Below are 16,331 nucleotides of genomic sequence, written 5' to 3'. Positions count from 1 at the left end.
ATCGAGGACGTCGAACCATCCCCGCTGCGGCGCGCGCCCTACAGCGATCGTCATGGGTGGGAAAAACCGCGGGCTGTGGGTTACCGGGGGATCGTAACAACGTTGATCCGCACTGCGAGGCGGGTTTTGGCGGCCTGACACGGCCCGTCACCATTGCGTTTTGGGTATTTGTGCTCAGGCCTTGGCCAGGCCGGTTGGCGGGCGCGCCAAGATGGCAGGCCCTCGGTTGTTCTGCCCATATGGCCTCGGCATCCGCAGCAAAGGCTGCCTCGTCTTCCGCGTTGCTGGAGCAGGACGTGCTGGGCTCCCGCCGCCTTTCCAATGTCTTGGTGGCGGCCGTGGTGAGCACTGGCGGTCTGGGCTTTCTGCTCACCAGCGCCTCGAGCTACCTCGGTACCGATCTGCTGCCCATCGGTCACCCCGCTGCCCTGAGCTGGGTGCCGCAGGGTTTGGTGATGGGCCTCTATGGCATCGCCGCCGCGCTGCTCTCCACCTATCTATGGACGGTGATTGCGATCGATGTGGGTTCCGGCGCCAACCGTTTCGATAAAACCGCCGGCACCCTCACCGTCACCCGTCGTGGTTTCCGCCAGCTGATCAGCGTTACCACCCCGCTGAAAGACATCCAGGCCGTGAAGGTGGATGTGCGCGATGGCCTCAACCCGCGCCGCCGCCTGGCCCTGCGCGTGCAGGGGCGCCGCGATCTGCCCCTCACCCGCGTGGGTGAACCCATGCCCCTGGCCGATCTCGAGCGCGGTGGTGCTGAGCTCGCCCGTTTCCTCGGTGTTCCCCTCGAGGGCGTTTGAGCATGACCGCGCTCCGTTCCCCTTCCCTGCGCAGCCTGCTGCTCGCCCTGCTGCTGTTGCTCAGCCCGCTCGGGCCTGTGGCCTGTGCTGCTCCAGGGCCTTCCGCCAGCTTTGGTTGCGGCACCTCGGGTGTGCCCTGCCTCAAGGGCACGGCACTGGTGGAGCTCACCACCAGCAAAGGCACCGTGGAGCTCAGCCTTGATGGCAGCGCCGCGCCGCTCACTGCCGGCAACTTCGTGGATCTGGTGCGCCGTGGCACCTACAACGGCACCCTCTTCCACCGCGTGGTGAAGGAGCCCATTCCGTTTGTGGTGCAGGGAGGCGATCCCCAGAGCGCCAACCCCAACACGCCCGTGGATCTGCTGGGCACCGGCAGTTTCGTTGACCCAACCACAGGCCAGCCCCGTCTGATTCCCCTGGAGCTCTTCCTCGAGGGAGAAGGCAGCCCCCGTTACGGCGAGATCACCGTGGGGCCTGGGCAGGCCGAGAAGCTGAAGCTGCAGCATCAGCGTGGAGCACTGGCGATGGCCCGCTCCAACGATCCCAACTCCGCCAGCGCGCAGTTCTATATCGCCCTGCGCGCCTTGCCTGAGCTGGATGGTCGTTATGCCGTCTTCGGCCGGGTCACCAAAGGCATGGATGTGGTGGATCGGATCAGCCAGGGCGACAAGCTGATCAGTGCCAAGGTGCTGCAAGGCGGCACCCTGGTGCAGGACGCCAAGTAGCGCTCATCAACCGAGGCGTGCCGGTTCAGGCCGGCACGCGCTTGTCGAGGCTGGTGACCTTCAGATACGGAGTGCTCACGCCGGAGGCACGCTCCAGCGAGATGCGGCCAGTGCGGGCAATTTCGAGGATCCCGTAGGGCTCGAGCACGTTTTCCAGAGCCACGAGTTTGCCGGGATCGCCCACCACTTCCACGGTGAGGGCTTCGCTGCCGAGATCCACCACCCGGGCGCGGAACACCTGCACCAGATCCAGGATTGCGGCCCGCTGGCTCTCCGGTGCAGACACCTTCACCAGCATCAGCTCCCGCTCCACTGCCGGGATGCGGGTGAGGTCGGTGACCTCGAGCACGTTGATCAGCTTGTCGAGCTGCTTGCTCATCTGAGCCAGCGTGCGCTCATCGCCCTCCACCACCATCGTGAGGCGCGACACGCCGCTGCGCTCGGCAGGCCCAACGGCCAGGCTCTCGATGTTGAAACCGCGGCGGGCGAACAGGCCGGAGATGCGGCTCAGCACGCCCGATTCGTCTTCCACCAGCACCGACAGGGTGTGCTTCATGCCCAGGGCTGTTCGTGTGGCTGACTTGTGCCCAAATTACGCGCCAGCCAGCCCAACACGTGGCGGTTGAACACTTCGGGCTGTTCATCGTGAGGGCAATGGCCGAGCCGGGGCAGCAGTTGCAGCTCCAGATCGCCTTTGTGGCGGTGCAGGCGCTCGCTGATCTGGGGCGGTACCAGCCGGTCTTGGCTGCCCCAGAGCACCAGCAGCGGCTGACGCATCTGCTCCAGCAGCACCGCCGCTGTGGCGCCGTGGGGTCGCAGGGCCATGCCGATGCTCATGGCCCGCAGCGCCCGGGCCGCCCGAGGTCGCAGCGCCGGGCGGGCCACCAGGCGCCGCAGTTCGCGGTCCACGGCCCGCTGGTCGCTGTAGGCGCTGCGCAGGCCCAGATCCAGCAGTGGGGTGCGGGCGATCAGGGGCACCAGGAGCTCCAGGGGCAGCAGGCGGCAGAGCACCACCACCAGCTGGCGTTTGGCTTGCCTGCGCCAGGGCCGCCGCCGCCGCCGAAGCGGCATCAGCAGGGTGGGATCGGGCAAGGGGGCCGCCACCACACCGTTCACCCACACCGGGAAGAACACGGCGCAGGTGATCGCCACAAGGCTGCCCAGGGAATTGCCCACCAGCACCGCCGGGCCCTGCACCACCTGCTCGAGAAACCCCTGCAGCTGCCGCGCCCAGAGCCGGTTATCGAGCGGGCGATTGCGCCGGTGACCGGGCTGGCTCGAGGCCCCGAAGCCCACCAGATCAATCGCGTACACGCACCACCCGGATGCCGCCAGCTCCCCAGCGTTGTGGCGCCAGTGGCCGCTGGCCGCACCGAAGCCATGGATCAGCACCAGCGCGGGATGGCGCCGGTCGCCCAGCACCCGCCAATGGCAGCTGTGCTCCTGCCATTGCCAATGGCCGTGCTCTCCCCACTGGGCCCCTGCGGGGGCAGGCTGGGGGTCTGACACAGAGGCTTGGGAAGCGGTGGTGGCCGACACGGCGGAGCTCTCTGGGCAGGCGGAAGTAGGCGCTGCTCCCGCAGCGGGCTCCCTTCACTATTGCGAAGGTGCCGCAGCCCTGCAGCTCGGTGCCGGCTTCTTCCGGCCGGAATCCCGCCCTTCGCGGGATCTGGGTGTGCTGCTCGCGGCGCTGCTGGCCCGCGGCGAACGCGAGCTGGCCCAGCCCCTGACGGTGCTGGATCTGATGGCGGGCTGCGGCATCCGCGCCCTGCGCTACGGCCTCGAAGCCGGTGCCAGCGCTGTGTGGGCGAACGATGCCGATGCCGATCGGCTGCCTGTGCTGCAGCGCAACCTCACGCCCCTCGAGCTCGCCGCAACACGCCTGGAGATCACCGCCCAAACGGCCCAAAAGCTGTTGGCGGGCTGCCTGCTGGAGGAGCGTCGCTTCGGGTTGCTCGATCTCGACGCCTTCGGCTGCCCCACGGCCCTGGTGCCCGCCGCCCTTGAGGCGCTGCAGTTTGAAGGGGTGCTCTATCTCGCCAGCACCGATGGCCGCTCTCCTACCGGCCACGACCGCTCCGCCGCGATTCGCTCCCTGGGGGCTGCTGCCCGGGCCCATCCCGCCAGCTGGGAGTTGGCCCTGCGGCTGCAGATCGCTGTGGTAGCCCGCGCCGCCTGGGCCATGGGCCGGGGCATCCGGCCACTGTTCAGCTTCAGCGAGGGCCGCACCTTCCGCACGGCGATTCAGCTGCAGCGCCGGGCTGAGGGGCGCCAAGAACGGCAGCTAGGGCTCTTGGCCCACTGCCATGCCTGCGGAGAGCAGCTGGAACAGAGCCTGTTGCAGCTCCGCCAGTGGCCCGCCTGTGCCTGCGCCGGTGACCCGCCGCCACTGGCCATCTCGGGGCCCCTGTGGCTGGGGCCGCTGCAGCACGCCCCCACCCTGGCGGCGATGCAGCGCCTGGTGCCGCAGCTGCCGGCCGGAACTGTGGCCCACAGCAGTGAGCGCCTGCTGGCGCGGTTGCTGGCGGATCCGGGCTCACCGGCGCGCTGCTGGTCGAGCGCTGAGCTCGGGCGGCGTCTCGGTGGTGGGCCTCCTGCCACGCAGGCGTTGCTTCAGGCCCTGGAGGCGGAGGGCTACACGGCCCTGCGTTCGGGCGTGATGGATGGGATGTTTCGCTGCAATGCCCCCTGGCCACGCGTGTTGGAGCTGGCGTCTGCGCTAAACATGTAGCCGTTACGCCACCTGGCTATGGCCTCGGAGATCTTCGGCACTGCAGCGCTGTTCTGGGTTCTGATCCCCATTGGTCTGGTGGGTGGTGCGCTGCTGCTCAAGCTCCAGGGCGACAGCTGACCACGAACGGACGCTCCGAGCGCGCCCCAGCAGGCACACCACTAGGCTCATGCCTCGCTGAACAAGCCTCATGCAGGTGCTGGTGATCGGTGCGACGGGCACGCTGGGCAGGCAGATCGCCCGCCAGGCCCTTGATGCCGGCCACCAGGTGCGTTGCATGGTGCGCTCACCCCGCAAAGCATCGTTTCTGCAGGAGTGGGGTTGCGAGCTCACCCGCGGCGATCTGCTCGAGCCCGACAGCCTCGATTACGCCCTCGAAGGCCAGGAGGCGCTGATCGATGCCGCCACGGCCCGCGCTAACGACCCCGGCAGCAGCTACGACACCGACTGGACTGGCAAGCTCAACTTGCTCAACGCCTGTGAGCGCGCTGGCGTGAAGCGGTTTGTCTTCGTGTCGCTTCTCGGTGCGGAGAAGCATCGCGACGTGCCGTTGATGGACATCAAGCACTGCACCGAGCAGGCGCTGATCCAGTCCGACTTCGACTACACGATCCTGCGCTGCGTGGCCTTCATGCAGGGTCTGATCAGCCAGATCGCCATTCCGGTGCTCGAAAACCAAACGGTGTGGGTGAGCGGCACCCCAACGCCGATCGCCTACATGAACACCCAGGACGTGGCTCGTTTTGCGGTGGCGGCCCTCACCCGCAGCGAAACGATCCGCAAGGCCCTGCCGGTGGTCGGTCCCCGTGCCTGGAGCACCGGCGAGATCACTCAGCTGTGCGAGAAGTTCTGCGGCAAGAGCGCCCGGGTGTTCAGGGTGCGCCCTTTCCTGATTCGCCTGATGCAAGGTGTGGCGTCGTTCTTTGAGCCGGCCGTGAACGTGACCGAGCGCCTCTCCTTCGACAAGGTGATCGGCGGCGGCACCCCCCTCGATGCACCGATGCAGGAGAGCTACGCCGCCTTCGGGCTCGATCCGGCCGACACCACGAGCCTGGAGAGCTACCTGCGCGAGTACTACGACACCATCCTCAAGCGCCTGCGTGAGATGGAGGCCGATCTCGACAAGGACGCCAAGAAGAAGCTGCCCTTCTGATTGAGGGTTTTCACAGTTGGCGCCTCGTGTGGTGCGCCTGTACTGTCCAGTCAGTGACAGCGCTTGCGGCGCAGTAGAGATCCATGGGTATTGCCCAGACCAAGAATCTGCAGCGTCGCCTCGGCGTGCTGGAGCAGGAAGCGGTGGAGGAGATCACCCGGGCCTGTGGCAACGAGCTGTGGCAGAGCGTGGGCTTCGATGCGCTCGACAGCCTCACGGATTCCGATCGCCGCGCCAGGGCCAACTACTACTACGGGCAGTTGCAGGTGGTGCGTGAACTCAAGGACGCGCTCGGCTGAGGCCAAGCCGCCTTACCCGCCGCCCCCACCCTGGCCGGATTTCCCTCCGCCAGCTCGGCCTCCCCGTCCGGGCGAGTGTCGGCCGCCGCGGGGTTGGCGCAGCAGGGCCTGCAGGCGGTTGTCTTCCTCGGGGGTGACCGCTCGCCACTGACCCGGCTCCAAGCCTTCGAGGTTGAGCGGTGCGCCGCCATCCATCAGATCGATCGCCACCCGCAGCAGGCGCAGGGTGGGCAGGCCTACTGCGGCCGTCATCCGCCGCACCTGGCGGTTGCGGCCTTCCCGCAGCTCCACAGACAGCCAGCTGGTGGGGATCTGTTGGCGGGTGCGGATGGGCGGATTGCGGGGCGGTAGGCCGGGGTCTGTGATGGCGCTGGCGCGGGCAGGCAGAGTGCGCTGCCCCTGAATCACCAGCCCCTGCTCCAGGCGCGCCAACTGCTCGGGGTTGGCGATGCCTTCCACCTGCACCCAGTAGCGGCGCCAGTGGCCCCAGGCTGGATCGGTCAGCCGTTGTTGCAGGCGCCCGTTGGCGGTGAGCAACAGCAGCCCTTCGCTGTCGGCATCGAGCCGGCCGGCGGCATATACATCGGGAAAGGGGATGTGCTCGGCCAGGCAACCCCAGCGGCTGCCTGGCTCCGGGGTGAACTGGCTCAGCACCCCATAGGGCTTGTGGAATAGGAGCGTGCTCAGGAGGCCTGGCGAGCGCGCCACAGGTTCACCACTCCAATCGAAATCAGCAACAGGCCCAGATCCATCGTCACAGGAGGCAGGACCATCGAAACCTTGGCTCGGTTGGGCTTTGTGAGCGCCGACCCTAGCGGTTTAAGGGCGCGAACTAGACTGAACCAAGCAGTACGACTTTTCAGCGGCAGCGACGCATGATCGAGACCTCCGGCGTGATCGAGAAGGAGCAGGGCAACGGGTTCTACCTGGTCACCCTCGAGCAGCCTGCAGGCCACCAATGCCTCTGCCGGGCGGCTGGAAAGCTCACCAAGTTCCGCATCAAGCTGCTCGCCGGTGACAAGGTTCTGGTGGAGATCAGCCCCTACGACCTCAGCCGCGGCCGCATCACCTACCGCGAGCGCAATGCCGCTGCCGGCGGTCCTCGTCCCGGTGGCAACCGTCCGGGCGGCCCCCGTCGCCGTTGACGCCTTATTCACAGGCCAGGCTTCAGCAGATCATTGTTAAAAAGCCCCGGTAACAGATCCCGGGGCTTTTTTGTTGGGTCGCCTGCTGGGGCTCGGCTGCCCCTCAGGCCACGGCGGCGCCGAGGAGTTGTTCGATGGCGGCCTTGAACTCGCTGCGTTGCTTCACGCCGCGGAACTGCTGCTTCAGTTCTTTCTGGAAGAACAGCTGCACGGTGGGGGTGCCGCTCACGCCCGCCTGCTGGGCGATTTCCTGATCGGCATCGATATCGATCTCCACGCCCTGGGCGCGGCCGCCGAGCTCTTCCAGCACCCGCTTCAGCTGCGGCTTAAGCACGTGGCAAGGGCCGCAGGTGGGTGACGTGTACACCACCAGCAGGGGCTTGTCGCTGTCGTGATACAGCTTGCGCAGGGCATAGCCGCCTTTCTGCCACAGGGCATTGGGGTCGAAGTTGACTTCATCGCTCTCGGCGGTGCGCTTCACCTCACCCACCTCGGCAGGATCCACGGGGTCCTGGCTCACGGTCACGGCCAGGTCGTGATGGGTGAGCCAGCGCTCGGCCGCCAGTGCTGCCTGGCAGCCGCTGCCGGCCGCGGTGATGCCCTGACGCCATTCGGCGTCGGCCACATCGCCGGCGGCAAACACGCCGTCCAGGCTGGTTTCTGGGCGGCCGGGCTTGGTCACCAGGTAGCCGTGCTGATCCACCTCGAGTTGGCCGCGCACCAGGCGGGTGTTGGGGGTGTGGCCGATGGCATAAAAGAGACCCCGCACGGGCACCTGTTCGCTGGCGCCACTGGCATCGGTGGCTACCAGCTCGATCGCCTCGAGCCAGTCTCCGCCGCTGCAATCGCGAATCTGGCGTTTCCAGTGCACGGTGATGTTTGGGTTGGCGAGCACGCGATCGGCCATGGCCTTGCTGGCCCGCAGCTGGCCGGAGCGCACGATGAGGTGCACGCGGCTGCCGTATTTGGTGAGGTACACCGCCTCCTCGCAGGCGGAGTCGCCGCCGCCCACCACCGCCAGCTCTTCGTTGCGGAACTGGGGGGTGGCGCCATCGCAGATGGCGCAGGCGCTGATGCCCGCATTCCAGAAGCGCTCCTCGCTGGGCAGGCCGAGGCGGTTGGCGCTGGCGCCGGTGGCCAGGATCACCGACTGGGCCTCGATGGTCTGGCCATCAGCCTGGATGCGGAACGGGCGCTGCGACAGGTCGATGCTGTCGGCGTCAGCCTCCACCAGGCGTGTGCCCCAGCGCACGGCCTGGGCCTTGAGCCGATCCATCAGATCCGGGCCGAGGATGCCGTCGGGGAAGCCGGGGAAGTTCTCCACATGGGTGGTGGTCATCAGCTGACCACCGGGGATGCCGCCGTCTTGGAAGCCAGTGATCACCACGGGCCGCAGATTGGCGCGGGCGGCGTAGATGGCCGCGGTGTAGCCGGCGGGGCCCGAGCCCACGATCACCACGTTTTCAACGGAAGCGCCCGTCGCGGCGCTGGCAGCGGCTTCAGTCACGGCTTAAGCGGATCGACTTCGCTTAAGAGCGTAGCGCTGCTGTTCCGGCGTTGGCGAAGCTCCGCAGCTGCGTTGGATCAGCGCCCAAAAGGCTTGATGCGCAACCTGTTTGACGCCCAAGTAAAAACCCTTTAGGTTTTCTTCAGATTTCCAGGAGTCCGTCGCTCTCGCTGTTGTCGCTTGATTTCTTTAGCTCGTTGAAATCAGGAACCATCAGCACCTGTTCCGCCATCAGCTCGGGATGTTGATCCACGCAGAGGATCCATTCTCGGAACTCTTCCGTGAGCGCATAGCTGTCTTCATAGCGCTCACGGTCGTCAAGGCTTGCGATGCGGGCGGCCGACCAGTTGATGGCAACGGTGAGACGACGCTGGATGGAGCCTTTCATGGGTGTCCCGCGATCGCACCACGCTGGTCGGCCGATGGCCCCATTGGGGTGCGCTTTCGCACAACGTCGCACTTTTTGCCGCAATCGAATGTATTTATCGCTGCACTCGGAAGTTGGGCAGCTGTGGACCCCGCATGCGGATCACAGCCCCAGCGCCATCGTCCAGGGCCTGCAGGGGTAAAACCGGCGCTCGCCCGGCCCCGCTGGCTTCCGGCTCGGCCTCCACGGTTTTGGGTCGCAGCACATAGGGCTCACTCAGCGACCAGGTGCGCGCGTACTGCATCAGCAGTGGATCCGCCGGCGCGAACACGTACGACGGGTGCCTGGGCACCGTCTCCAGGGCTGAGCGCTCAACGTCCATGCGCACCGCCCGGGTGATGCCCTGCACGAAACGGGTGCGCGTCACCACCGTGGTGAGGTAGGCCACCACCCGCAGCCGCGGGGCATCGAAGCCTTCGGCGCACATATCGATGCTCACCAGCCAATCGGCCTCGCCGGCCTTGAAGGCCTCCATGCGCTGGGCGGCCTCCGGATCCTGCGAATGCACCAGGTGCACCCGATCGCCCTCTTCCTCCAGCAGGCCACAGATGCGGCGGGCATGGGCGATGTCGCGGGCGATCACCAGGCCGCCGGCGCCGCTGTGCTCGCGCCGCACAACGTCCAGGCGGCGGCGGGCATTGAGCAGTAGCCGCAGGGCAATGCTGCTGCTGTCGCCCAGGCGGATGGCGCGGCGCAGGTTGCGGGCGCGCCAGCTCTCGCGCTGCTCCTGCGACAGGGGTGAGCGCTCGCTGTCGCCCAGCTCCCCCTGGCGGCCGTGATCCACCCAGCCGTCTTGAAAACGGAATTCCAGCGGTCGTACATCCCCCGCCGCGATTAATTCGCGCGGCTCCACGCTCAGATCCGGGGCGATCTGCTCCACCCACTCCTGGCCGTCGTGCACCTGGATGCGGCGGGCGGCGCAGAAGGCCAGGTTGTCGGCTCGAAAGGGAGTGCCGGTGAGCCCCAGGCGCAGGCGGGCACCGGCGCTGAGGCGGCTGAAGGCGTGCCCCCAGGCGGTGGCCTCCGGTTCCTCGGGATCCATCCCCAGGTGGTGCACTTCATCAGCGATGGCCAGCCATGGGCCCCAGGCGGTGGACTGGAGTTGCTGCTCCAGCAAGGCGAGGTTGCGCCCAGCCGCTTGATAGGTGAGCAGCAGGCCGTGGGGGGCTTGTTGCCCGGGGCGATCGCTGAGCTCCAGCCCGGGCTGCCACTCCTGGAGGTCTACCCCCAGCCGCGCAGCGGAGGCCAGCCACTGGCTGGCGATCGAGCTGCGGTGGCAGAACACCAGCAGGCGCTGCAGACGGCCTTCCCGCTCCAACTGCTCAAAGCTGAGGAGCGCGCCAAGGGTTTTGCCGGCGCCGGGCCCGGCGTTGATCAGCACGTCGTTGTGGCCGTTGCGTTCGAGCCGCCGGCGCAGCAGCTGCAGCAGCTGGACTTGCCAGTGGCGGGGCTTCACGGCTGGCTGCGGGCGCAGCGTGGCGGCACGGGGCGGATGCTCTGGCGCCTCGGTGCCAACTGCCTGCAGCGGGCGCCGGGGCAGGCGCAGATCGAACGACAGCGAAGCCATCCCGCCATTTTGTTGGCAGGCAGCGAAAAAAGATGAGGGTTTCTACCTATTCGTTTTGGCGCTGGAGTCCTTAACTTCCGGCCATCACCCCCGCTCCCGGGCCTCAACCCGCCAGCCCATGAACGAGCGTTCCCCCTTTTCCCTCAGCTCCGACGAACTGCGTGAGCGCTTCGAGCGCGCCCTGGATCTCGAGTGCGACCTCGACCCGATGATCCTGCGGGCCCGCCAGCTGCGTCAGCAGGGCTCCACGCCCCAGGCACGCTGCCTGGAGCAGGAGCTGTTGCCCCTGTTCTGAACTCGGCCTTGCCAGGCGTGTGCGGATGTGATCACACGCCTGCGAAAAGCGTTGCCGCCGGCCGCGAACCCGGCGAACACTGGGCCGTTGTGACGTGAAGGCGGCAAGTTTTTGATTCGTGTGTTGGTGCCGAGGGAGTGCCGCCCCGGTGAAACGCGCGTGGCAGCCACCCCCGAAACCGTGCGGCGGCTCAGTGCCCGCGGTTGCCTGCTGCAGGTGGAGCAGGGTGCGGGCGCTGCCAGCGGGTTTGACGACGCCGCCTATGGCGAGGCCGGTGCTCAGTTGATCGATCCCGCCGCTGCGGCTGCCGAGCACTGGAGCCAGGCGGATGTGGTGCTGGCGGTGCAAGCGGGCTCGATCGCCGAGCAACGCCGTGAGCTCGAAGCCCTGCGGCCCGGCTCCCTGTTGTTGGGCCTGCTGGAGCCCCATGGCAACGACAGCCTCAAGCAACAGCTGGAGCACCAGCGCCTCACGGCGATGGCCCTGGAGCTGCTGCCGCGCATCAGCCGCGCCCAAACCATGGACGTGCTCTCCTCCCAGGCCAACATCGCCGGCTACAAGGCGGTGCTGCTCGCTTCATCCGCCCTGGATCGCTACGTGCCGATGCTGATGACGGCCGCCGGCACGATTCAGCCAGCTCGGGCCCTGATCCTCGGGGCTGGGGTGGCCGGTTTGCAGGCCCTGGCCACGGCCCGTCGCCTCGGGGCGGTGGCCTACGTGAGCGATGTGCGGGCGGCTGCGAAAGAACAGGTGGAATCCCTGGGGGGCCGTTTTATCGATCCGCCTGAGCTGGAGCAGAAACCCGGTGAAACCGGCGGCTATGCCCAGCAGGCCACGGAGGCTTTCCTGGCGGCACAGCGCCGCCAGCTCACCGAGCAGCTGGCCCTGGCCGACATGGTGATCTGCACCGCCCAGGTGCCGGGCCGCCCAGCGCCACGCCTGATCGACGACGCCATGCTCCAGCACATGCGCCCCGGCAGCGTGGTGGTGGATCTGGCGGTGGCCCAGGGCGGTAACTGCGAAGGCACCCAGCCCGGTGCCACCGTGCTGCGCCACGGCGTGCAGCTGATCGGGGCGGATCAGCTGCCCTGCAGCGTGGCCAACCACGCCAGCGCTCTGTACGCCCGCAACGTGGCCGCCTTGCTGGAGCACCTGCTCGAAGCCTCCGGCAGCGAACCCACTGCACTTCAACTCGACCTGGAGGATCCGATCGTGAGCGGCTGCCTGTTCACCCACCACGCCACGGCAGGAGGTGCGGCATGACCACCCTCTCCCAGGCCCTCTGGGTGCTGCTGCTCGGGAGCCTTCTCGGGCTCGAGCTGATCGGCAAGGTGCCGCCCACCCTGCACACGCCGCTGATGAGTGGCGCCAACGCCATCAGCGGCATCACGGTGCTGGCGTCCATCACCCTGATCGCCAATGCCCAGGGCAATCCGGCGCTGCTGATCCTCGGCTCGGTGTCGCTGGGCTTCGCCCTGTTCAACGTGATCGGCGGTTTCCTGGTCACCGACCGGATGCTCGCCATGTTTAGCCGCAAGAAGAGCGGAGGCGGGCGATGAACGTGCTCGATCTCTTCGGGTATTTGATCGATTTGCTGGCAGTGCTGCTGCTGGCTCTGGGGCTTAAGGGCCTTTCCACCGTGCGCTCCGCCCGCTCGGCGAATGGTCTGGCGGCGCTGGCGATGGGCCTGGCGGTGCTTGGGCTGCTGCTGCAGCTGCAGCCCGACCCCATCGCTTGGCTCTGGATCGCGATCGGCACCGCCATCGGTGGTCTGCTCGGGCTGATCACAGCCCGGCGTGTGCCGATGACGGCCATGCCCGAAACCGTTGCCCTCTTCAACGGCTGCGGTGGCATGGCCTCGCTGCTAGTGGCCATGGCCGTGGCGCTTTATGACAGCGACGGCGCTGATCTGGTGGAGCTGATCTCGATCGTGATCTCAGTGTTCGTGGGGGCGATCACCTTCACCGGCTCGATCGCCGCCATGGGCAAGCTGCAGGGCTGGCTCGGCACCCCGGGCTGGACCCAGAGCAGCGTGCGCCACGGCGTGAACATCACCTTGGCCATCGCCGCCCTGGTGGGTGGCTTCACCATGCCCGGCGACCCCACCGGTGCACCCCTTTGGATCCTGCTTGGGGCCTCCAGCCTGTTGGGCATCGGCGTGACGCTGCCCATCGGCGGCGCCGACATGCCGGTGGTGATCTCGCTGCTCAACTCCTATTCGGGCGTGGCCGCGGCGGCTGCCGGTTTCGTGGTGGGCAGCCAGTTGCTGATCGTGGCCGGCGCCATGGTGGGCGCGGCCGGCCTGATCCTCACCCAGGTGATGTGTACCGGCATGAACCGTTCGCTGGTGAGCGTGCTCTTTGGTGGTGCTCTCGGCGGTAGCGCCCCGGTGGGTGGCGGCGGCGATGAGGCGGGCTACAGCCGCATCGTGAGCTGCAGCGCCGAAGAGTGCGCCATGGCTTTGGAAAACGCCGAGCGCGTGGTGTTCGTTCCCGGTTACGGCCTGGCCGTGGCTCAGGCCCAGCACGCCCTGCGGGAGCTGGCAAAGCTGCTGGAGGCCAATGGTTCTGAGGTGAGCTACGCCATCCACCCGGTGGCGGGCCGCATGCCTGGCCACATGAATGTGTTGCTGGCGGAGGCCGATGTGCCCTACGAGCAGCTGCTGGAGATGGACACGATCAACCCTGAGTTCCCCCGCACCGATGTGGTGATCGTGCTCGGAGCCAACGATGTGGTGAATCCCGACGCCAAGAACGACGCCCAGAGCCCGCTCTACGGCATGCCCGTGCTGGAGGTGGATCACGCCCGCCAGGTGTTTGTGGTGAAGCGCAGCCTTGGGGCTGGCTACGCCGGCATTAAGAATGCGCTGTTCGAGCTGCCCCAGACGGCCATGGTGTTTGGCGATGCCAAGGCGGTGCTGCAGCAGCTCTGCACGGAACTGCGCAGCCAGGGTGTCGGAAAAGCCGCTTGATCTGTCTGAGTCGAAGCTCCCCGGGGCCCTCCTCCCCGGGGCTCTGGGCCTCGATCCTTTCCGGCCGCGGCTGCCCTGGCTGAACGGCGACCTGCAGACCCTGCGGGACACCCTCCGTCCCGTGGCCCTGCCGCCTGAAGCCGGCGAGCCGATCACGATTTCCGTCGGCGGCGGCGATCAGCTGCTGGCGCTCCTGGATCCGCCCCTAGGAGGGGCTCAGCCGCTGGCGCTGGTGCTGTTGATGCACGGCCTGGGGGGCAGCAGCTGCCGCAGTGGCCTGCGCCGCATGGGGCTCACGCTGCAGCATGCCGGCTTTGCGGTGCTGCGCCTCAACATGCGCGGTGCCGGCCCCGGGCGGGAGCTGGCCCGCGGCACCTATGCCGCTAGCTGCAACAGCGATCTGCTGCCGGCTCTGGCCCGCGCCCGCGAACTGGCGGCGGGCCGGCCGCTGCTGGGCATGGGCATCTCCCTGGGGGGCACAAAGCTGCTCAACGCATTGCTCACCGCGCCCGGCCTGCTCGATGGGTTGGTGACGATCAGCTCGCCACTGGATCTGGCCGCCTGCTCTGCCCAGATCGAGCGCCCCCGCAACCGCATCTACAAGCGCTGGCTGCTGCAGCGCCTGGTGGCCCAGACCCTGGCCGATCCCTTTGGGGTGAGCGAGGCCGAGCGAGCGGCACTGGCGGGCCTTGGACCCGTGGGCCCCATGAACAGCATCCTGGCGTTCGATGCGGCGATCACGGCGCCGCGCTGGGGCTACGGCTCGGTAGAGCACTACTACCAAGAGGCGAGCCCACTGCTGCAGCTGCAGGCGCGCGCTGCTGATCCCCGGATGTCTTCAGGATCCCCTCGGCTGGCTTTGCTGCCGCCCACCCTGGTGCTGCATGCCATCGATGACCCCTGGGTGCCGGTGGCGGCGGCCCGCCAGCTGGCGGAGCTGCAGCTGCCCGGTGTGGAGGTGCTGCTCACGGCCGGTGGCGGGCACAACGGCTTTCATGCCCGCTGCGATCGACGCAGCAACGGCCCAGGCAACTGGGGCGATCGGCTCACGGCCCGTTGGTTCGAGCGCCTGCTGGCTCAGTAGGCCTTGCTGGGGCAGGGCCTTGGCAGAAAGGCATGCGTTTCACGATCCAGGGCTCAATCGGCGTGCCGCCGATCACGTGCTCGCGCAGGATTCGCTCGATCCGCTCGGCGCTCACGCCGCCGTAGACGATCCCCTCCGGCCAGATCAGCAGCACCGGACCCTCGGCGCAGATGCGCAGGCAGTCGGCCTTGGTGCGCAGCACGATGCCCTCGGGCCGCGTTGGATCCTCGAGGCCCCATTCGCGCACCAGGCGCTTGAGCGTGTCCCAGCTGGCGGATCCCATGGCTGGATCTGGGCAGCAGAGCGCTTTGGCGGGGGTGGCGCAAAGCAGCAGATGGTGAGAGATCACGCAGGCAGCGCAGCCGGGGCCTTGGCTTGCAGCCGGGCTGCAGCTTCACGCACCGCCTGACGGCTCCAGTCGTCCACAGCCAGCACGTCGTCGAGAGAGGGGTTGGCCGTGAGGTCGGCCTTGTGGCGATCACACACCACGTCGATCAAGCGCGGGATATCGAGGAAGTGGATCTGTTCTTCGAGGAAGAGCGCTACCCCTTGCTCGTTGGCGGCGTTCATCACCGCCGGCATCGTGCCGCCGGCGCGGCCGGCCGCGTAGGCCAGCTCCATGCAGGGGTATTTGGCCGGGTCGGGTTTGCGGAAGGTGAGTTGGCCCACCTCGGTGAGATCGAGGCGGCGCCAGGGGGTTTCCAGGCGCTTGGGCCAGCTCAGGCAGTAGAGGATCGGCAGCTTCATATCGGGCCAGCCCAGTTGCCCCAGCACCGAGGAATCCGCCAGCTCCACCATCGAGTGGATGATCGATTGCGGGTGGATCACGATCTCGATGTGGTCGTAATCCAGGCCGAACAGGTAGTGGGCCTCGATCACCTCCAGGCCCTTGTTCATCAGCGAGGCGCTATCCACCGTGATCTTGCGCCCCATGCTCCAGTTGGGGTGGCTGGTGGCATCGGCCACGGTGGCCTTGTGCAGATCGGCGGCATCCCAGTCGCGGAAGGCGCCGCCGCTGGCGGTGAGTTGAATGCGGCGCAGGCCGGGGGTGGGCACGCCGGTGCTCAGGCGCGAGGTGTCAGCCCAGGGGGTGCCCTGCAGGCACTGGAAGATGGCGGAGTGCTCGGAATCGGCCGGCAGCAGGCGCGAGCCGCTCTTGGCCAGCTCCGGCAGCACCACCGGGCCAGCGGCAATCAGGGTTTCCTTGTTGGCGAGGGCCAGATCCTTGCCGGCGCGGATGGCGGCGAGGGTGGGCAGCAGGCCGGCGCAGCCCACGATGCCGGTGACCACCAGATCAGCCGTGGGCCAGGCCGCGGCGGTGCAGAGGCCATCCGAGCCGCCCACCAGTTCGGGCAGCTTCGCGGGCCGGGCGGCGGGTTCAAGCGCGTCGAGCCGCTGGCGCAGTTCGGACACGCGTTCGGCATTGGCCAGCGCCACCACTTCAGGTGCGTGGCGCTGGATCTGGCTCACCAACAGATCGAGGTTGTTGCCGGCCGTGAGGGCCACCACCCGGAAGCGATCGGGAAACTCCTCCACGATCTCGAGCGTCTGCGTGCCGATCGAGCCGGTGGAGCCGAGCACGGAGAGGGCTTTCACGGCGGGATCGGCGAACGGCGCGGTC

Annotated in this window: 20 protein-coding genes; 12 read left to right on the top strand and 8 right to left on the bottom strand. The window is 67.7% G+C overall.

All coding sequences use genetic code 11. The features are described from left to right. Window positions 1-239 precede the first annotated feature (239 nt). Together H9532_RS03820 and H9532_RS03815 are read left to right on the top strand one after the other, a co-directional pair. The gene (locus tag H9532_RS03820; protein ID WP_296365923.1) at window positions 240-806 is read left to right on the top strand and encodes a photosystem I assembly protein Ycf4; all 567 of its coding nucleotides are present in this window, start codon (window positions 240-242) and stop codon (window positions 804-806) included. 2 nt (window positions 807-808) lie between these two features. Further along, on the top strand, window positions 809-1,531 hold the full coding sequence (locus H9532_RS03815; protein ID WP_296365922.1) for a peptidylprolyl isomerase: 723 nt from the start codon (window positions 809-811) through the stop codon (window positions 1,529-1,531). A 25-nt stretch (window positions 1,532-1,556) separates the two neighbouring features. Here H9532_RS03815 and ilvN read toward each other — a convergent pair whose 3' ends face one another. Both ilvN and H9532_RS03805 read right to left on the bottom strand, forming a co-directional pair. Beyond that, complete coding sequence (gene ilvN / locus H9532_RS03810; protein WP_296365921.1) at window positions 1,557-2,087, bottom strand: acetolactate synthase small subunit; 531 nt, start codon at window positions 2,085-2,087, stop codon at window positions 1,557-1,559. Next, window positions 2,084-3,070 (bottom strand): alpha/beta fold hydrolase, encoded by a 987-nt coding sequence (locus H9532_RS03805; protein WP_296365920.1) that lies wholly within the window; start codon window positions 3,068-3,070, stop codon window positions 2,084-2,086. The genes ilvN and H9532_RS03805 overlap by 4 nt, the downstream gene beginning before the upstream one ends. On the opposite strand from H9532_RS03805, the gene H9532_RS03800 reads away from it, so the two are divergent. The 4 genes from H9532_RS03800 (at window position 3,057) to H9532_RS03785 (ending at window position 5,714) form a co-directional block, all read left to right on the top strand. Next, a complete protein-coding gene (locus H9532_RS03800) occupies window positions 3,057-4,262 on the top strand; it encodes a N2,N2-dimethylguanosine tRNA methyltransferase (protein ID WP_366664514.1) in 1,206 nt (401 codons plus the stop codon). The two genes, H9532_RS03805 and H9532_RS03800, sit on opposite strands and share 14 nt — an antisense overlap. Window positions 4,263-4,280: 18 nt before the next feature. Then, window positions 4,281-4,382: a cytochrome b6-f complex subunit PetM gene (petM, locus tag H9532_RS03795; RefSeq protein ID WP_296365919.1), complete on the top strand. Its 102-nt coding sequence runs from the start codon at window positions 4,281-4,283 to the stop codon at window positions 4,380-4,382. 70 nt (window positions 4,383-4,452) lie between these two features. Further along, on the top strand, window positions 4,453-5,415 hold the full coding sequence (locus H9532_RS03790) for an NAD(P)H-binding protein (protein WP_296365918.1): 963 nt from the start codon (window positions 4,453-4,455) through the stop codon (window positions 5,413-5,415). A gap of 83 nt (window positions 5,416-5,498) precedes the next feature. After that, window positions 5,499-5,714: a hypothetical protein gene (locus tag H9532_RS03785; protein ID WP_296365917.1), complete on the top strand. Its 216-nt coding sequence runs from the start codon at window positions 5,499-5,501 to the stop codon at window positions 5,712-5,714. Between the two features lie 12 nt (window positions 5,715-5,726). Here H9532_RS03785 and H9532_RS03780 read toward each other — a convergent pair whose 3' ends face one another. Further along, window positions 5,727-6,422 carry a pseudouridine synthase gene (locus H9532_RS03780; protein WP_296365916.1) on the bottom strand — a complete coding sequence of 232 codons (696 nt, stop codon included), beginning with the start codon at window positions 6,420-6,422 and terminating at the stop codon, window positions 5,727-5,729. A 167-nt stretch (window positions 6,423-6,589) separates the two neighbouring features. Between H9532_RS03780 and infA the strand changes: the two genes are divergently transcribed. Next, window positions 6,590-6,859: a translation initiation factor IF-1 gene (gene infA / locus H9532_RS03775; RefSeq protein WP_214340006.1), complete on the top strand. Its 270-nt coding sequence runs from the start codon at window positions 6,590-6,592 to the stop codon at window positions 6,857-6,859. Window positions 6,860-6,962: 103 nt separating this feature from the next. Here the strand turns inward: infA and trxB are convergent, their stop codons facing one another. From trxB to H9532_RS03760, 3 genes are all read right to left on the bottom strand, one after another. Then, entirely contained in the window at window positions 6,963-8,366 is a 1,404-nt protein-coding gene (gene trxB, locus H9532_RS03770) for a thioredoxin-disulfide reductase (RefSeq protein ID WP_296365915.1), read from the bottom strand. A 142-nt stretch (window positions 8,367-8,508) separates the two neighbouring features. Further along, the gene (locus H9532_RS03765; RefSeq protein ID WP_296365914.1) at window positions 8,509-8,754 is read right to left on the bottom strand and encodes a hypothetical protein; all 246 of its coding nucleotides are present in this window, start codon (window positions 8,752-8,754) and stop codon (window positions 8,509-8,511) included. A gap of 94 nt (window positions 8,755-8,848) precedes the next feature. Next, window positions 8,849-10,360, bottom strand: coding sequence for a DEAD/DEAH box helicase family protein (locus H9532_RS03760; protein WP_296365913.1), 1,512 nt, complete (start codon window positions 10,358-10,360; stop codon window positions 8,849-8,851). Window positions 10,361-10,478: 118 nt separating this feature from the next. Here H9532_RS03760 and H9532_RS03755 point away from each other — a divergent pair, with 118 nt between their 5' ends. From H9532_RS03755 to H9532_RS03735, 5 genes are all read left to right on the top strand, one after another. After that, window positions 10,479-10,655, top strand: a complete 177-nt coding sequence (locus tag H9532_RS03755; protein WP_296365912.1) for a hypothetical protein — start codon at window positions 10,479-10,481, stop codon at window positions 10,653-10,655. 111 nt (window positions 10,656-10,766) lie between these two features. Continuing rightward, entirely contained in the window at window positions 10,767-11,918 is a 1,152-nt protein-coding gene (locus H9532_RS03750; RefSeq protein ID WP_296365911.1) for an NAD(P) transhydrogenase subunit alpha, read from the top strand. Continuing rightward, window positions 11,915-12,214 carry an NAD(P) transhydrogenase subunit alpha gene (locus H9532_RS03745; protein WP_010310421.1) on the top strand — a complete coding sequence of 100 codons (300 nt, stop codon included), beginning with the start codon at window positions 11,915-11,917 and terminating at the stop codon, window positions 12,212-12,214. The genes H9532_RS03750 and H9532_RS03745 overlap by 4 nt, the downstream gene beginning before the upstream one ends. Continuing rightward, complete coding sequence (locus H9532_RS03740) at window positions 12,211-13,626, top strand: NAD(P)(+) transhydrogenase (Re/Si-specific) subunit beta (protein WP_296365910.1); 1,416 nt, start codon at window positions 12,211-12,213, stop codon at window positions 13,624-13,626. Before H9532_RS03745 ends, H9532_RS03740 begins: the two co-directional genes overlap by 4 nt. A gap of 1 nt (window position 13,627) precedes the next feature. Beyond that, entirely contained in the window at window positions 13,628-14,710 is a 1,083-nt protein-coding gene (locus H9532_RS03735) for an alpha/beta fold hydrolase (RefSeq protein WP_296365926.1), read from the top strand. Here H9532_RS03735 and H9532_RS03730 read toward each other — a convergent pair. Next, complete coding sequence (locus H9532_RS03730; protein WP_296365909.1) at window positions 14,673-15,059, bottom strand: (2Fe-2S) ferredoxin domain-containing protein; 387 nt, start codon at window positions 15,057-15,059, stop codon at window positions 14,673-14,675. The genes H9532_RS03735 and H9532_RS03730 overlap by 38 nt on opposite strands. After that, entirely contained in the window at window positions 15,056-16,306 is a 1,251-nt protein-coding gene (locus tag H9532_RS03725) for a 1-deoxy-D-xylulose-5-phosphate reductoisomerase (RefSeq protein ID WP_296365908.1), read from the bottom strand. Before H9532_RS03725 ends, H9532_RS03730 begins: the two co-directional genes overlap by 4 nt. Window positions 16,307-16,331: the final 25 nt, after the last annotated feature.

It is taken from the genome of Vulcanococcus sp. Clear-D1 (assembly GCF_014654725.1).
Classification (GTDB): domain Bacteria; phylum Cyanobacteriota; class Cyanobacteriia; order PCC-6307; family Cyanobiaceae; genus Vulcanococcus.
Note: the sequence above shows the minus strand (reverse complement) of the source record. Positions and strands in the feature narration are given on the sequence as shown.

Coding starts and splice junctions, on each gene's coding strand:
- H9532_RS03820 (WP_296365923.1), top strand. CDS start 240: ATGGCCTCGGCATCCGCAGCAAAGGCTGCCTCGTCTTCCGCGTTGCTG.
- H9532_RS03815 (WP_296365922.1), top strand. CDS start 809: ATGACCGCGCTCCGTTCCCCTTCCCTGCGCAGCCTGCTGCTCGCCCTG.
- ilvN (WP_296365921.1), bottom strand. CDS start 2,087: ATGAAGCACACCCTGTCGGTGCTGGTGGAAGACGAATCGGGCGTGCTG.
- petM (WP_296365919.1), top strand. CDS start 4,281: ATGGCCTCGGAGATCTTCGGCACTGCAGCGCTGTTCTGGGTTCTGATC.
- H9532_RS03790 (WP_296365918.1), top strand. CDS start 4,453: ATGCAGGTGCTGGTGATCGGTGCGACGGGCACGCTGGGCAGGCAGATC.
- H9532_RS03785 (WP_296365917.1), top strand. CDS start 5,499: ATGGGTATTGCCCAGACCAAGAATCTGCAGCGTCGCCTCGGCGTGCTG.
- infA (WP_214340006.1), top strand. CDS start 6,590: ATGATCGAGACCTCCGGCGTGATCGAGAAGGAGCAGGGCAACGGGTTC.
- H9532_RS03765 (WP_296365914.1), bottom strand. CDS start 8,754: ATGAAAGGCTCCATCCAGCGTCGTCTCACCGTTGCCATCAACTGGTCG.
- H9532_RS03760 (WP_296365913.1), bottom strand. CDS start 10,360: ATGGCTTCGCTGTCGTTCGATCTGCGCCTGCCCCGGCGCCCGCTGCAG.
- H9532_RS03755 (WP_296365912.1), top strand. CDS start 10,479: ATGAACGAGCGTTCCCCCTTTTCCCTCAGCTCCGACGAACTGCGTGAG.
- H9532_RS03745 (WP_010310421.1), top strand. CDS start 11,915: ATGACCACCCTCTCCCAGGCCCTCTGGGTGCTGCTGCTCGGGAGCCTT.
- H9532_RS03740 (WP_296365910.1), top strand. CDS start 12,211: ATGAACGTGCTCGATCTCTTCGGGTATTTGATCGATTTGCTGGCAGTG.